This is a genomic window from Amycolatopsis acididurans, assembly GCF_012328925.1.
GTDB classification, from domain to species: Bacteria; Actinomycetota; Actinomycetes; order Mycobacteriales; family Pseudonocardiaceae; genus Amycolatopsis_E; species Amycolatopsis_E acididurans.
In genome coordinates this window covers 92,534-106,867 of record NZ_JAAXLS010000003.1, presented here as the reverse complement: position 1 = coordinate 106,867, position 14,334 = coordinate 92,534, and the positions used below count along the sequence as shown (strand labels likewise).

At 70.1% G+C, this 14,334-nt stretch carries 15 protein-coding genes; 6 read left to right on the top strand and 9 right to left on the bottom strand.

Annotated elements, in window-relative coordinates; all coding sequences use genetic code 11:
* Positions 1 to 3 precede the first annotated feature (3 nt).
* The 5 genes from HFP15_RS07095 to HFP15_RS07075 all read right to left on the bottom strand — a co-directional run bounded on the left by HFP15_RS07095 (position 4) and on the right by HFP15_RS07075 (position 4,915).
* Positions 4 to 573 carry a TetR/AcrR family transcriptional regulator gene (locus HFP15_RS07095; RefSeq protein WP_168512739.1) on the bottom strand — a complete coding sequence of 190 codons (570 nt, stop codon included), beginning with the start codon at positions 571 to 573 and terminating at the stop codon, positions 4 to 6.
* On the bottom strand, positions 570 to 2,450 hold the full coding sequence (locus HFP15_RS07090; RefSeq protein ID WP_168512737.1) for a YhgE/Pip family protein: 1,881 nt from the start codon (positions 2,448 to 2,450) through the stop codon (positions 570 to 572). Before HFP15_RS07090 ends, HFP15_RS07095 begins: the two co-directional genes overlap by 4 nt.
* Positions 2,447 to 3,064: an ABC transporter ATP-binding protein gene (locus HFP15_RS07085; protein ID WP_168512735.1), complete on the bottom strand. Its 618-nt coding sequence runs from the start codon at positions 3,062 to 3,064 to the stop codon at positions 2,447 to 2,449. The genes HFP15_RS07090 and HFP15_RS07085 overlap by 4 nt, the downstream gene beginning before the upstream one ends.
* Positions 3,065 to 3,149: 85 nt before the next feature.
* The gene (locus tag HFP15_RS07080; RefSeq protein ID WP_376768856.1) at positions 3,150 to 4,076 is read right to left on the bottom strand and encodes a GNAT family N-acetyltransferase; all 927 of its coding nucleotides are present in this window, start codon (positions 4,074 to 4,076) and stop codon (positions 3,150 to 3,152) included.
* On the bottom strand, positions 4,076 to 4,915 hold the full coding sequence (locus tag HFP15_RS07075) for a class I SAM-dependent methyltransferase (protein WP_168512731.1): 840 nt from the start codon (positions 4,913 to 4,915) through the stop codon (positions 4,076 to 4,078). Before HFP15_RS07075 ends, HFP15_RS07080 begins: the two co-directional genes overlap by 1 nt.
* Before the next feature lie 272 nt (positions 4,916 to 5,187).
* On the opposite strand from HFP15_RS07075, the gene rpsA reads away from it, so the two are divergent.
* Positions 5,188 to 6,687, top strand: coding sequence for a 30S ribosomal protein S1 (gene rpsA, locus HFP15_RS07070; protein WP_168512729.1), 1,500 nt, complete (start codon positions 5,188 to 5,190; stop codon positions 6,685 to 6,687).
* A gap of 98 nt (positions 6,688 to 6,785) precedes the next feature.
* Here the strand turns inward: rpsA and HFP15_RS07065 are convergent, their stop codons facing one another.
* A complete protein-coding gene (locus tag HFP15_RS07065) occupies positions 6,786 to 7,412 on the bottom strand; it encodes a TetR/AcrR family transcriptional regulator (RefSeq protein ID WP_168512727.1) in 627 nt (208 codons plus the stop codon).
* A 148-nt stretch (positions 7,413 to 7,560) separates the two neighbouring features.
* Between HFP15_RS07065 and folP the strand changes: the two genes are divergently transcribed.
* Complete coding sequence (folP, locus tag HFP15_RS07060) at positions 7,561 to 8,373, top strand: dihydropteroate synthase (protein WP_168513219.1); 813 nt, start codon at positions 7,561 to 7,563, stop codon at positions 8,371 to 8,373.
* Between the two features lie 3 nt (positions 8,374 to 8,376).
* Here the strand turns inward: folP and HFP15_RS07055 are convergent, their stop codons facing one another.
* Both HFP15_RS07055 and HFP15_RS07050 read right to left on the bottom strand, forming a co-directional pair.
* A complete protein-coding gene (locus HFP15_RS07055) occupies positions 8,377 to 8,895 on the bottom strand; it encodes a hypothetical protein (RefSeq protein WP_168512725.1) in 519 nt (172 codons plus the stop codon).
* Between the two features lie 54 nt (positions 8,896 to 8,949).
* Positions 8,950 to 9,699, bottom strand: a complete 750-nt coding sequence (locus HFP15_RS07050; RefSeq protein ID WP_168512723.1) for an IclR family transcriptional regulator — start codon at positions 9,697 to 9,699, stop codon at positions 8,950 to 8,952.
* A gap of 39 nt (positions 9,700 to 9,738) precedes the next feature.
* On the opposite strand from HFP15_RS07050, the gene HFP15_RS07045 reads away from it, so the two are divergent.
* Both HFP15_RS07045 and dmpG read left to right on the top strand, forming a co-directional pair.
* Positions 9,739 to 10,671 (top strand): acetaldehyde dehydrogenase (acetylating), encoded by a 933-nt coding sequence (locus HFP15_RS07045; protein WP_168512721.1) that lies wholly within the window; start codon positions 9,739 to 9,741, stop codon positions 10,669 to 10,671.
* Positions 10,671 to 11,705: a 4-hydroxy-2-oxovalerate aldolase gene (gene dmpG, locus HFP15_RS07040; RefSeq protein WP_168512719.1), complete on the top strand. Its 1,035-nt coding sequence runs from the start codon at positions 10,671 to 10,673 to the stop codon at positions 11,703 to 11,705. Before HFP15_RS07045 ends, dmpG begins: the two co-directional genes overlap by 1 nt.
* Here the strand turns inward: dmpG and HFP15_RS07035 are convergent.
* On the bottom strand, positions 11,702 to 12,289 hold the full coding sequence (locus HFP15_RS07035; protein WP_168512717.1) for a TetR/AcrR family transcriptional regulator: 588 nt from the start codon (positions 12,287 to 12,289) through the stop codon (positions 11,702 to 11,704). The two genes, dmpG and HFP15_RS07035, sit on opposite strands and share 4 nt — an antisense overlap.
* Positions 12,290 to 12,339: 50 nt before the next feature.
* Between HFP15_RS07035 and HFP15_RS07030 the strand changes: the two genes are divergently transcribed.
* Together HFP15_RS07030 and HFP15_RS07025 are read left to right on the top strand one after the other, a co-directional pair.
* Positions 12,340 to 13,254, top strand: coding sequence for an oxygenase MpaB family protein (locus HFP15_RS07030; protein WP_168512715.1), 915 nt, complete (start codon positions 12,340 to 12,342; stop codon positions 13,252 to 13,254).
* The gene (locus tag HFP15_RS07025; protein WP_168512713.1) at positions 13,251 to 14,276 is read left to right on the top strand and encodes an LLM class F420-dependent oxidoreductase; all 1,026 of its coding nucleotides are present in this window, start codon (positions 13,251 to 13,253) and stop codon (positions 14,274 to 14,276) included. Before HFP15_RS07030 ends, HFP15_RS07025 begins: the two co-directional genes overlap by 4 nt.
* Positions 14,277 to 14,334: the final 58 nt, after the last annotated feature.

The following is a 14,334-nucleotide window of genomic DNA, read 5'->3' as shown; positions in this document are numbered from 1 at the left end:
TGTTCAGCGTGTCAGGCCACGCAGCAGCACCATGATCGACTCGCGGACGTCCGCGCGACTGCGCTGTGGCTGGAACGCCTGCCAGTCCAGCGCGACGACGAGCAAGGTGCCGAACAGCCCGGCCGCGGCGGTGGAGATCTCGACGTCGTCGGGCAGCCGTCCGGCGTCGGCGACCCGCCGCAACTGCTCGCGCACGATCGAGAGGATCTCCTCGCGCAGCAGCGACAGGGTGTCCTGCCACTGACCCGGCGTGCGCCACATCTCGCTGACCAGGATCTGCGAGAAGCCCCGGTGCCCGGCGATGAACTCCAGCCCGGTGTCCACAAGGGACTCCAGGCCCTCGACTGGTTCGCGGTCGTCGCGTGCGGCCCGCAGCCGGTCGGCGAGCTGACCGACGCCGTAGCGCAGCAGCGCGTCGATCAGCCCGTCCTTGCTGCCGAAGTTGTAGTACACCGTGCCCTTGGCGACCCCGGCCGCCGCCGCGATCTCGTCCACGGTCAGCCCGGCGAGGCCACGGCTGGTGGCCAGTTCCAGGGTCGCCTCGAACAGGCGCTGTTTGGTCGATTCGCTCACAGGCTCAGCTCCGGCTGGAGTTTCGACATCGTCCACACCCGCTGCTTGCGGGCCGCCAGCGCGGATACCAGGACCGAGCCGGCGAGATACGCGCACAGCACGCCGACGTCGAGCAGGCTGCGCAACGACGCGCCCGTGTAGAGCAGGTGCCGCAGCCCGTCGACGACATACCCCATCGGTAGCACGAGGTGCAGCGGGTAGAGCGCGTCGGGCAGGGTCTGCCACGGGAACGTGCCGCCCGCGCTCACCAGCTGCAGCACCAGCAGCACCAGGCCGAGGAACTTCCCGACGGCGCCGAACATCGCGTTGAGCGCGTGCACGATCGCGGTGAACGTCAGGGATGCGAGCACGGTGAACCCGATCGCCGCGAGCGGCTGCGCGACGTGGATGCCGACCAGCCACGTCACCGCGCCGAAGAGCACCAGCACCTGCGCGACGCCGAGCAGGGCCGCGGCGAACCAGCCGCCGAGCGCGACCCGGATAGGCCGGACCCCGGCGGCCATCGCCCGCGTGGACAGCGGGCGCAGCAGCAGGAACAGCACGAACGCGCCGATCCAGGTGGCGAGCGCGATGAAGAACGGGGCGAGCCCGGCGCCGTAGGTGCCGGCGGAGGCGATGCCCGCGTTGTCCACGGTCACCGGGTCGGCGATCGTGTTGGCGGTCGCGGTGCGGGTCGGATCGTTGGGGTTCGGGATCTGCCGGAGCCCGGCGTCGAGGCCGTCGCGCAGTTGTGTCGCGCCGGCGGACAGGTCGGTGGTGCCCGACAGCGCGGTCTTTTCCCCGTCGGTGAGTTTCGCCGCACCCGAGGACACGGCGTCGGCGCCGTCGGAGGCCTGCGCGATGCCGGTGGTCAGTGCGGGTGCGGAGGCGGCCAGCGTGGCCGCTCCCGCGGCGACCTGCCGTGCGCCGTCGGCGAGCTGGTCGAGCTGCGCCGAGGTGCTCTGGATCTTGCTGTTGGCCTGGTCGACGGGGGAGCGCAGCTCGCCGAGCACGCCGAGTACCTGCTGCACCTGCGCGTCGCTCAGCCCCGCCGCGCGCAGGCGCTGCGCCAGCTGGCCGTTGAGGTTGTCGAGGCTGTTCTGCAGGTCGGTGGAACCGTTCGCCAGCAACCGGCCGGCGGCGGCGACCTGCGCGTCACCGGCCGAGACCTGGGCGGCGCCATCGGCGAGCTTCTTGGTGTCCGACGGCAGGTTCGCGGTGCTGGTCTTGAGCGTGCTCAGCCCGCCCGCGAGCTGGCCGCTGCCGGTCGCGAGCTGGGCCGCGCCGTCGGCGAGTTGCCGCTGCCCGGTGAGCAGCCGTCCCGCTCCGTCGGCGAGCTCGGTCGCGCCGTCGGAGGCTTCGGCGACCTTGTCGTAGATGGTGGCGAAGCCGATGAGGAAGCGGTTGGCCGCCTCGGCGCCGACCTTGGCGGCGATCGTGCCGCGGATCTGCTCGGCGACCTGGTTGGCGATCGTGTGTGACAGGTAGTTGTTGGCGTCGTTGGTGGTCAGCCGGATGGTGGCCTGCTCCGGCGTGAAGGTGCCGCTGGAGAGCAGCGCGGCGGAGAAGTTCGCCGGGATCGTGATGACGAACGAGTAGGTGCCGTTCTCGACGCCCTTCTGCGCGTCGGCCGCGGAGGCCTCGTGCCAGTCGAAGGTGCCGGACTTGACGACCTCGCCGGTGACCTCGCGGCCCACGTTGCGCTCGCCGGATCCGGTGTCGGCGTTGACGATCGCGGCCGGCAGCTTGCTCAGCCTGCCGTAGGGGTCGTAGTTGGCGTAGAGGTAGAACGACGCGTACAGCAACGGCACCAGCACGAGCGCGGCGACCGCGAGCTTGGGCAGTGTGCCCGCGGTGAGCCTGCGCAGCTCGCCCGCGGCGATCCGGAAGCTGGTCACGGGAGGACTCCGATCCGTACCGGGGGTTCGGGCAGTGCTTCCAGCGGCGTCGTCGCGGCGAGCACGACGACGGCCAGCCCGGCGTCGGCGTGCTCGCGGGCGAGCTTCGCCCAGGATGCGACGTCGCTGGTGTGCCGGTCGGGAGTGTCGAGCACCAGCATCCGCACGCCGCGCCGGGCGGCCGCGAGCGTGGTGAGCAGCCGGGTGCGGGTCGCCGGTTCGAGGTTCTCGAAGCGTGTCCCGGCGAACGCGGCGGCCTCGTGCTCGGCCAGCCAGCGCGTCACGGCGTCCTTGCCCGCGGGATTTCCGCCCAGCGCCAGCTCCTCTCCGGCCACGACGCGCAGCGGTAGCGCGCCGTCGGGCTCGCTGACGCCCGGCGCGTCCACGACGGCGGTGACCCCGCGCAATGTCGCGAGGTCGGTGGTCCCGTCGACGGTCACGACGCCGGTGCTCGGGCGCAGCCGCCCGGTCAGCGCGAGACCGAACGCGGTGACCCCGGCGCCCGGTTCGCCGTGCACGAAACACAGCTCGCCGCCGGCGACGGTCAGCGACGTCGGCGGCAGCACGGTGCCGTGCGGCCCTGTCACCGAGACCCGGTCCGCGTGTAGCTCCACCTGGACATCTCCTTTGTACTGACTGGTCAGTACAAACGCTACGTCGCGCCGGTACGGCCGGCAACTCAGGTACCCGATGGTGTGGTCAGCGCAACGCCGAGGCCGGCTGAACCTCCCAGAAGGTCCATAGTGGACGATAGCCCTGCCGGGGCCAGAACACCGAGGAAAGCGGGTTCGGCGGGTTGTAGTAGAGGTAGGTGCCGGTCGCGCCGTGCACATGGAAGTCCCGGTGCACCGCCGCCATCAGCGCCTGCCCGATCCCGCGGCCGCGCGAGCCCGGCCGCGTGGCCACGCTGTTGACATAACCCCAGCGGCCCGGCGGCAGCAGTTCGGCCGCCCAGCTGCCGGGCACGGAGTCGATCCAGCCGCAGTCGGCCAGCGCGACCGCGACCCCGTCGCTTTCGGCGAGCCAGATCGGTGCCCCGGCGCCGAGATTGCGCTTGAGCTGCGGCGCCACGAGCTCCTTCGCGTTGTCGCGGCCGTGGTAGGCGACCATCGCCGAGTAGGCGAACGTCTCGCCGGTCAGCTCCAGCGCCTCCTCGAAATCCTCCGGCCGGGCGCGCCGGATCGTCAGCCCGCGCCGCGCTCCCGGCGGCGGCGGGGGAGGGGCCGTGCGCACGGCCAGCACCGAGATCGGCACCATCCCGTGCGAGAGGAACGCACGGATCGCGGGCGCGTCCCGGCTCGGCCAGGTGACCGCGCACGCCGAGTCCGGACCGGGACTCTCGCCGTCCATGCGATGCCGCCACGCGCGCAGCAGCGCGTCCATGCCCTCGGTGCCGGTCTGTCCGGGGAACGGGAAGAGCTGCCACACCCGCTCCGCCGACCACAGCAGGTCCATCGCGCCGGGTTCGTGATGCCGGATCTGCACGACGGCCGTGACGCGCTCGCCCGCCGGGGTGGCGGCGGTGAGCGTCTCCCCGTCGGGCAGTGCCACCGGTGCGGGCACGAGTGGATCGGCGGCGGCGAACCGGGCCTTCTGCGTGGCCAGTGGTCCGTCGTCGGCGATCATCATTTCTCCCGGTGCGTCACGAAGATCGCGGTGCCAGGGAAGAGCTTGCCACGCAACGGGCTCCACTGCCCCCACACCCGCGTGTGCCCCTCGGGCCACTCCGGTTCGATCAGGTCGTCGAGCACCAGCCCGGTGGCGGCGAAGGCGCGGACGTAGTCGCCGAGCGTGCGGTGGTACTCGACGTAGGTGGCCTCGCCCGAGGCGTCGATCTCGACGTAGGGCGTGCGATCGAAGTAGGGCTGGATCGCGGTGAGGCCGTTCGGGCCGGGATCGTCGGAAAAGATCCACCGCATCGGATGAGTCACCGCGAAGATCCAGGCCCCGCCCGGGCGCAGCACCCGGCGCACCTCGCCGAACACCGTCTCCAGCGAGCTGACGAACGGGATCGCGCCGAACGCCGAGCAGGCCGCGTCCACGCTGCCTGCCGCCAGCGGAAGATCCTCGGCACTGGCCTGGATCAGCGGAATATCGACGCCGGTACGCGCGTTGGCATTCGACGCATGTCTCAGCATCCCACCCGAGAGATCCAGTCCGACCGGGTACGCGCCCGCACTGGCCAGCCAGCGCGAGCACGCCGCCTGGCCGCAGCCGATCTCGGCGATCCGCGCCCCGCGCACGTCGCCGAGCAGGCCGATCTCGGATTCCCGCAGGCCCTCGGGGCACCAGACGAACTCGGCGTCGCCGAGGAAGTCGCCGTGAGTGGCCTGGTAGTCGTCGGCGTCGGCGTCCCACCAGGCGAGGTTCGCCCTGGTCGCCTCCCGCTTGCCGACCGGGCGGTGGGCCACGCCGACGGTGCCGAGTCGTTCCTCGGCGCGAAGGTGCCTGTCCTGCGCGGTCATGGCCGTATTGTTTCCCACGGCGATGCCGGGTTTGGCATGGGCGACCCTGTTTGTGCCGGGTACCGGCGGCCGCGTACGATACCGTTAGCGCAGTGGGTTCGCGCTACCTTCCGCTCGGTGGAGATCGCGCCGGGTTCCGGGTCGCGCACTGTCGGCGGTGAGGCTCGCGGCCGTTCTTGGAACGATTGCAGTGGTTTGCCGTCGTGAGTCCCGCCGCGCATGAGCACAGTGCACACCTACTAATTCCAAGCCGTACCGGAGCAACCCACCTAATGACCACCGACACCACCACCGTCCCGACGGCCAGCGCTCAGGCCCAGCAGGTCGCAGTCAACGACATCGGGTCGGAGGAAGACTTCCTCGCCGCGATCGACAAGACGATCAAGTACTTCAACGACGGCGATATCGTTGAAGGCACCATCGTCAAGGTCGATCGCGATGAGGTGCTGCTCGACATCGGGTACAAGACCGAGGGTGTCATCCCCTCGCGCGAGCTCTCCATCAAGCACGATGTCGATCCCGGCGAGGTTGTCAGCGTCGGTGACGAGGTCGAGGCCCTCGTTCTCCAGAAGGAGGACAAGGAGGGCCGGCTGATCCTGTCCAAGAAGCGCGCCCAGTACGAGCGCGCCTGGGGCACGATCGAGGAGCTCAAGGAGAAGGACGAGCCCGTCAAGGGCACCGTCATCGAGGTCGTCAAGGGCGGCCTGATCCTCGACATCGGCCTGCGCGGCTTCCTGCCCGCCTCCCTCGTCGAGATGCGCCGCGTGCGCGACCTGCAGCCCTACGTGGGCCGCGAGCTCGAGGCCAAGATCATCGAGCTGGACAAGAACCGCAACAACGTGGTCCTGTCCCGCCGGGCCTACCTGGAGCAGACCCAGTCCGAGGTGCGCAGCGAGTTCCTCAACGCGCTCGCCAAGGGCCAGGTCCGCAAGGGTGTCGTCTCCTCGATCGTTAACTTCGGTGCGTTCGTGGACCTCGGCGGCGTCGACGGCCTGGTGCACGTCTCGGAGCTGTCCTGGAAGCACATCGACCACCCGTCCGAGGTCGTCGAGGTCGGCCAGGAGGTCACCGTCGAGGTGCTCGACGTGGACATGGACCGCGAGCGCGTGTCCCTGTCGCTGAAGGCCACCCAGGAAGACCCGTGGCGCCAGTTCGCCCGCACCCACGCCATCGGCCAGATCGTGCCGGGCAAGGTCACCAAGCTCGTCCCGTTCGGCGCGTTCGTCCGCGTCGAGGAGGGCATCGAGGGCCTGGTGCACATCTCGGAGCTGGCCGAGCGCCACGTCGAGATCCCGGAGCAGGTCGTCCAGGTCGGCGGCGAGGTCATGGTCAAGGTCATCGACATCGACCTGGAGCGCCGTCGCATCTCGCTGTCGCTGAAGCAGGCGAACGAGGGTGTCACGACGGACACCGAGTTCGACCCGACCCAGTACGGCATGGCTGCCGAGTACGACGAGCAGGGCAACTACATCTACCCCGAGGGCTTCGACCCCGACACGCAGGAGTGGCAGGAAGGCTACGACAAGCAGCGTGAGGAGTGGGAGCGCCAGTACGCCGAGGCGCACGCCCGCTACGAGGCCCACATGCGGCAGGTGGCCAAGGCCGCCGAGGCCGACGCCGCGGCCGCGGCCGACGCCGCGACCGGCATCGAGGGTGGCGAGCAGAGCTACAGCTCGGCGCCGTCCGACGCCGGCCAGAAGAGCAGCGGCGGCACCCTCGCCAGCGACGAGCAGCTCGCGGCTCTGCGCGAGAAGCTCTCCGGCGGTGCGTGATCCGCTCAGCCTGAGCTGACACGAAGCGGCCCCCGGTTCCTCTGGAGCCGGGGGCCGCTTTCCGTCCGGAGCCGGCCCGCTCGGTGAGCTTGCGAAACCTAGGAACCCACGCCGACCAGAATCGCCGTGATGCCTTCGTGGTAGATGCGGTCGTAGGAGCAGTCGTCCGGCTTGAGGAACCAGCCCGGCGGCGGGGTACGCGCGCGGTGCGTCAGCTCCATGCTGACCAGGCCGTGCATCGTGGACCACACGAGATATCCCGTGGTATCGGCATCCGCGTCGGCGGGCACACCCTGCGCGACCCGGTCGGCGAGCAGGTCGTAGCTGCTGCGGCGGGCGAGCTTGCGCAGGTCGGGATCCGGGTCGTAGCCGGGCACGGCCCGCTCGAACATGAACGCGTAGCGAGCCGGGCTCTCCAGCGCGAAACCGCGGTAGGTGTGGGCGTAGGCGAGCACATCGGTGACGACGTTGCCCGACGTGTGCGGCAGCCGGGACAGTTCGTCATGCAGGAGTTCGAACGTGCGCTCGTACAACGCGTCGAGCACGCCCGTCCGGCCGCCGAAGCGGGTGTACACGCCGATGGTCGAGGTGCCCGCCGCCCCGGCCAGGCCGCGCACCGTCAAGCCCGCGACACCCTGATCCACCAGTACGTTCAGGGCAGCTTGGAGGAAGCGTTCCCTGCTGTGCGTGTCGGCAGGGCCGGTGTGGCCGTGTCGGGTAGCCATCCGCGGACCCCCTTCGGAAACTCCTGACGAGGAACTTAGGCTATAACGGCCGTTATGGCGTGCGCGGCGCGACAGGCATGATGGACTTGTGACAGTTGTGCAGCTCGAGTTCCGTGGACGGCGGGTGGTCCGGGACCGGGCCCTCGTGATGGCCATCGTCAACCGCACCCCCGATTCGTTCTACGACCGCGGTGCCACCTTCGAGGACGACAAGGCCCTGGCCACGGTCGATCGTGTCGTCGCCGACGGGGCGGACATCGTCGACATCGGCGGCGTGAAGGCCGGGCCGGGCAACGACGTCGACGTGGCCGAGGAAATCCGCCGCGTGGTGCCGTTCGTCGAGGAGATCCGCCGGCGTCATCCCGCACTGGTGATCAGCGTGGACACGTGGCGGCACGAGGTCGGGCGGCTGGCCTGCGAGGCCGGTGCCGACCTCCTCAACGACACATGGGCGGGCGCGGACTCCAAGCTCGCGGAGGTGGCCGCCGAGTTCGGTGCCGGATACGTGTGCTCGCACACCGGTGGCGCGATCCCGCGCACCCGGCCTTTTCGGGTGCGCTACGAGGAATTGGTACGCGAAGTAATCGACGAAGTCACGCGGCGTGCCGAAGAACTGGTGGCGCTCGGTGTGCCCCAGGGCGGGATCTTGATCGATCCGACGCACGACTTCGGCAAGAACACCTGGCAGAGCCTGTCTTTGCTGCGGCATGCCCGTGAGCTGACGGCCACCGGGTGGCCGGTGCTGATGGCTCTGTCCAATAAGGACTTCATCGGGGAGACGCTCGGCGCCGCGCTGGAGGAGCGGCTGGACGGAACCCTGGCGGCGACGGCACTCGCGGCGCGGGACGGGGCACAGGCGTTCCGGGTGCACGAGGTGCGCCAGACCCGGCGGGTGCTGGAAATGGTCTCGGCGATCGAGGGCAGCAGGCCGCCCGCCGGGGCGATCAGGGGACTGGCCTGATCCTCAGCCGCGGCGGTCGGCGCGATTGAGCCCTTGCAGAACCCGTTGCAGTATCTGGGAATCGGCGTCGACCCGCGGTTGCTCGGACGTCTGCTCCACCTGGCGGGCCGGCACCCGCGCCACGGACCGGTTGCCGCGCTGCGGCAGCGGGACTGCCGTCGCGGACATCCCGGTCGGTAGCGGCAGCTCGGACCAGACGTTGCGGCTGCCGCCGGGCAGCGTCACGGCGTTGATCTGCGCCCCGGCCAGCTCCGGCGGTTCCCCGGGGCGGTCGTCGTCGAGTTCGATCACCAGCGCGTCGCCGTGCAGGCGCAGCCGGATGGTGAGGAACCGGGGCGAGGACTTGCTCGCGCCCGCGATGGAGGAGCTGACCAGATGCCGCGTGATCCGCGTGGCCTCGCCGACCAGTGGGCGCAGCGACCATTCCGCCAGAGTGAAGCGCACGAACATCTCGGCGCAGTTCACGGCGCTGGGTGCCGCCACCAGTCTGAGGTCGTCGACCTGGGTGGTCTGGCCGATCACGGGAATCCTCCGTTTCGCCTTGCGCAGGCCGCGCCAATGATGCGGGCACTGGTGTTAAGGGAGCGTGCGGGACAGGGTAAGGGCAGTGGTCCGAACCGCCGGAGCCACCCGCTCCGCCCGTACCCGGTTGCACCAGCCGGAGATCGAAATCGCCGCGCGGGCACGTCCCGAATGATCGAACAGCGGGCTGGCGACACAGAGGACACCCGCCCCTGATTCCTCTCTCTCGTAGGCGATCCCTTCGTCGTGGATCTTGGTCAGCTGCCTGCGCAGCAGGCCCGGCGCGGTCAGTGTGCGCGGCCCGACCCTGCGCAGTCCCGCAGAGATTACCGTCTCGAGCACCTCACCGGGAGAGTGCGCGAGCATCGCTTTGCCCACCGCCGTTGCGTGGGCGGGAAAGCGCCCGCCGATACGCGAAGGCAGGTCGGGCGCGTCGGGCCCGCGCATGATGTCGAGGTAGACCACCTCGGTGCCCTCGAGTACCGCGAGGTGCACCGTGTTGCGGGTGGCTTCGCGCAGGTCGGCGAGGTACGGGCGGGCCGCGTCGACCAGGCCGCGCTGGCGGATGGCCAGCTGCCCGATCTCGAACAGCTTGAAGCCCAGCCGCACCGCGCCCTCGTCGCGCTCGAGCAGTCCCTGCTCGGCCAGGTGCCCGATGAGCCGGTGCGCCGAGGATTTCGGCATCCCGGTACGGCGCGCCAGCTCGGACACCCCGAGCACGTCGTCGCCGGGGCGGAAGGCGGTGAGGATCGCGGCGAGCCGGCTGGCGGTCAGCCCGGCCTCGTCCCGCTGAGCGGCACACATGGGTTGAGTGTGCCCTACGGCGCGGCGCACCGTAAGGGCATGCAGAAAGCGACCGCAGCGATAGTCGGGCCCGGGAACATCGGCACGGACCTGCTCGCGAAGCTCCGCCGCAGTGAGTTCGTCGACGTGCGCTACATGATCGGCGTCGATCCGGCCTCCGACGGCCTCAAGCGCGCCGCCGAGCTGGGCCTGGAGACCTCCGCCGAAGGGGTGGACTGGCTGCTCGCCCGCGACGAGCGCCCGGACCTGGTGTTCGAGGCGACGTCGGCGAAGGCGCACCTGGCCAACGCGCCGCGCTACGCCGAGGCCGGGATCCAGGCCATCGACCTCACCCCGGCCGCCATCGGCCCGTTCACCTGCCCGGCGGTGAACCTGCCGGACCAGCTCGACGCCCCGAACGTCAACATGATCACCTGCGGCGGGCAGGCCACGATCCCGATCGTGCACGCGGTCTCGCGCGTGACCCCCGTGCCCTACGCCGAAATCGTCGCGTCCGTCTCGTCCCGTTCGGCCGGTCCCGGCACGCGTGCGAACATCGACGAGTTCACCGAGACCACGGCGCACGCGATCGAAGTGGTCGGCGGTGCGGCCAAGGGCAAGGCGATCATCATCATCAACCCGGTGGAACCGCCGATGATCATGCGCGACACCGTGTTCTGCGCGATCGATCCCGGCGCCGACCGCGACGCGATCACCGATTCGATCGAGCGCATGATCGCCGACGTGCAGGTGTACGTGCCCGGTTACACGCTCAAGGCGGCGCCGCAGTTCGACGACCCGCGCCCCGGGTGGAACGGCCAGGCCCGCGTCGCGGTGTTCCTCGAAGTGGCGGGCAACGGCGACTATCTGCCCGCCTACGCGGGAAACCTGGACATCATGACCGCCGCCGCGGCCCGCGTCGGCGAACTCCTCGGCGAGCGGATCGCGAAAGCCCGGGTGCGGGTGTCCCGCAAGAACGGAGTGGCTGTCTGATGTGGGATAACGACAATGACCGGGAAGTCCGGATCGTCGACACGAGCCTGCGCGACGGCAGCCACGCCATGGCGCACCAGTTCACCGAGGAGAACGTGCGTGACACGGTGCGGGCGCTGGACTCGGCCGGGGTGTCGCTGATCGAGGTGACCCACGGCGACGGGCTCGGTGGCTCCACGTTCAACTACGGATTCTCCCTTGTGGACGAACGCAAGCTGATCGCCGCCGCGGTCGACGAGGCGAAGCGGGCCAAGATCGCGGTGCTGTTGCTGCCGGGCCTGGGCACGGTCACCGACATGAAGGCCGCCGCCGATCTCGGCGCGGGCGCGGTGCGCATCGCGACCCACTGCACCGAGGCGGACGTGTCGATCCAGCACTTCACCGAGGCCCGCAAGCTCGGCCTGGAGACCGTGGGCTTTCTGATGCTGTCGCACATGTCCACCCCGGAGGCGCTGGCCAAGCAGGGGCGGATCATGGTCGACGCCGGCTGCCAGTGTGTGTACATTGTGGACTCCGCAGGCGCGCTGATACTCGAGGACGCGAGCGAGCGGGTCGAGGCGCTGGTCGCCGAGTTCGGCGGGCAGGCGCAGGTCGGCTACCACGGGCACCAGAACATGAGCTTCGGTGTGGCCAACTCGGTGCTGGCCTACCGGGCCGGCGCGCGGCAGATCGACGGTTCGCTGGTCGCCCTCGGCGCGGGCGCGGGCAACTCGCCGACCGAGGTGCTGGCCGCGGTGTTCGAGCGGCTCGGCGTGAAGACCGGCGTCGACAAGGACGTGCTGATGGACGCGGCCGAGAACGTCGTGAAGCCCTACATCACGCGGCTGCCGGTGATGGACCGGTCCTCGATCGTGCAGGGCTTCGCCGGGGTGTACTCGAGCTTCCTGCTGCACGCCGAGCGTGCGGCCGAGCGCTACGGCGTGCCGGCGCACGAGATCCTCTACCGGGTGGGGGAGAAGCGCTACGTCGGCGGCCAGGAGGACATGATCATCGACATCGCCCTGCAACTGGTGGCGGAGAAGGAAAAAGCCTAACCGGCGCGGGCGAGCAGGGCGACGCAATGCGAGATCAGCCGGTCACGGGAGACCTTGAGGCCACCCCCGAGGTAGCTGGTGAACAGGTTGGTCAGGGCGCCGACGAGTCCGACCGCGGTCAGTTCGCGGTCGGACTCGTCGAGCCGGTCCGGAAGCTGCTCGCGGACCAGCGCGGCGAACGCGGGCAGCAGTGCCACGCCGCGCGCGGACAGCGCCGGATCGGTGATCGGCGCGAGCAGCAGCACCCTGCCCTTGCGCGGATCGTCGACCATCAGCTCCACGAACGCCGTCACCGCGGCTTCGGCACGCGCGGCGGGATCGGCGCGGGTGTCGGGGACCGCGTCGATCAGCGCCTGGCGCGCCTCGCCCGCGACGTGTTCGTACACCGCGAGCACGAGTTCCTCGCGGTCGGCGAAGTTCTCGTAGAAGTAGCGCTCGGTGAGCTTGGCGTGCCGGCACACGGCGCGGACGCTCACCGCGGAGGAGCCTTCGGTGCCCAGTAGGTCCAGGCCGGCGGCCAGCAGCTTCTCGCGGCGGGCGGCCTTGCGGTCGTCCAGCGTGGTGCCGGCCCAGGTTCGGCTCATTCCGTCCTCTCAATTGACTACGGGTGTTGTCACATCGTACCGTGATCGTCATGGCAGTGCAGCCCCTTGGCGCGGATACGTTGACCTGGAAGTACTTCGGCGACTGGCGGACGCTGCTGATGGCGTTGTGGGCCGGCTCGCTGCAGAACATGCACCCGGAACTCGGGGCGGGCGTGGAGGAGCACTCGCGGTTCTTCGCCGAACGCTGGCAGCGCCTCTTCCGTTCGCTGTACCCGATCGGCGGCGTGGTCTACGACGGCCCGCGCGCGGCCGAGACGGCGCGGACGGTGCGCGGCTACCACGACACGATCAAGGGTGTCGACTCCCGCGGTCGCCGCTACCACGCGCTGAACCCGGACACCTTCTACTGGGCGCATTCGACGTTCTTCATGCTGACCGTGGTCGCGGCGGAGCGGATGTGCGGCGGGCTGTCCGAGGCGGACAAGCGGCGGCTGTTCGACGAGCACGTCCAGTGGTACGCGCTCTACGGCATGAGCATGCGCCCGGTGCCGGGTTCCTGGGAGGAGTTCCAGCGGTACTGGGACCACATGTGCGCCGAGGTGCTGGAGGACAACAAGGCCACCCGCGACGTGCTCGACCTGCACGACATCGCGAAGCCGCCGACGCTGTCGTGGCTGCCGGACCTGCTGTGGGCCCCGGCCCGCGTGGTCGTCGCGCGCGGCTTCGTGTGGTGGACCGTCGGGCTCTACCACCCGGCGGTACGCGCACGGCTCGGGTACACGTGGTCGGCGCGCGAAGACCGGCTGCACCGGCTGCTCGGCCGCGCGATCGGCCTGGCGTTCAAGCTCGTGCCGCACGACCGGCGCTACCATCCTCGCGCCCGCGCCGGCTGGCGCCGGGCCCGCGGCGAGCACGCGCCGCTGGTCGAGACCCCGGCCCGCAACCTCCCGCCGCTGTCCGAACGCGACAGTCCCACCCACTACGTGCCCCAGGAGGCTTCGTGAAGCTCGGTTTTCACATCGGTTACTGGTCCTCCGGCCCGCCGGAGGGTGCACTGGAGACGATCAAGACGGCCGAAGACCTCGGCTTCGACTCGCTGTGGACCGCCGAGGGCTACGGCTCCGATGCGCTGACCCCGCTCGCGTGGTGGGGTTCGGCCACGACGCGGATCAAGCTCGGTACCAACATCGTGCAGATGTCGGCGCGTACGCCGACGGCGGTCGGGATGAGCGCGATGACCCTGGATCATCTCTCCGGTGGGCGGTTCGTGCTCGGCCTGGGTGCGTCCGGGCCGCAGGTGGTGGAGGGCTGGTACGGGCAGCCGTACCCGCGGCCGCTGGCGCGCACGCGTGAGTACATCGACATCGTGCGGCAGGTGGTCGCACGCAAGGAGCCGGTGACCTGCGACGGTGACTTCTTCCAGTTGCCGTTACAGGGCGGCACCGGGCTGGGTAAGGCGCTCAAGCCGACCGTGCACCCGCTGCGCGAGGAGATCCCGATCTACCTCGCCGCGGAGGGGCCGAAGAACGTGGCGCTCTCGGCCGAGATCTGTGACGGATGGCTGCCGTTGTTCTTCTCGCCCAAGAGCGACGGGTTCTACCGCGCCGCCCTGGAAGAGGGCTTCGCGCGACCCGGCGCCCGGCGGTCCTTTTCGGACTTCGAAGTGGCCGCGTCGGTGCCGGTGATCGTGCACGACGACGTCGAAGCAGCGGCGGACCTCATCCGGCCCTCGCTCGCGCTCTACATCGGCGGGATGGGGGCGAAATCGGTCAATTTCCACCACGACGTGTTCGCGCGCATGGGCTATGCCGACGTCGCCGACAAGGTGCAGGACCTCTATCTGGCCGGGCACAAGAAGGAGGCGACGGCCGCGATCCCCACCAGCCTGATCGAAGACACCTCGCTGATCGGGCCCGCGGCCAAGATCCGCGAGGAGCTGGCGGCGTGGGAGGAGACGGTCGTCAGCACGATCCTGCTGCGCGGGAACGCGGCGACGCTGCGCTCGGTGGCCGACGCGTTGTCCTGAACTCACCAGTAGCCTCCGCGGCGCCTTTGCCGTAGGGTCCCCGGTTAACGTGAATGAG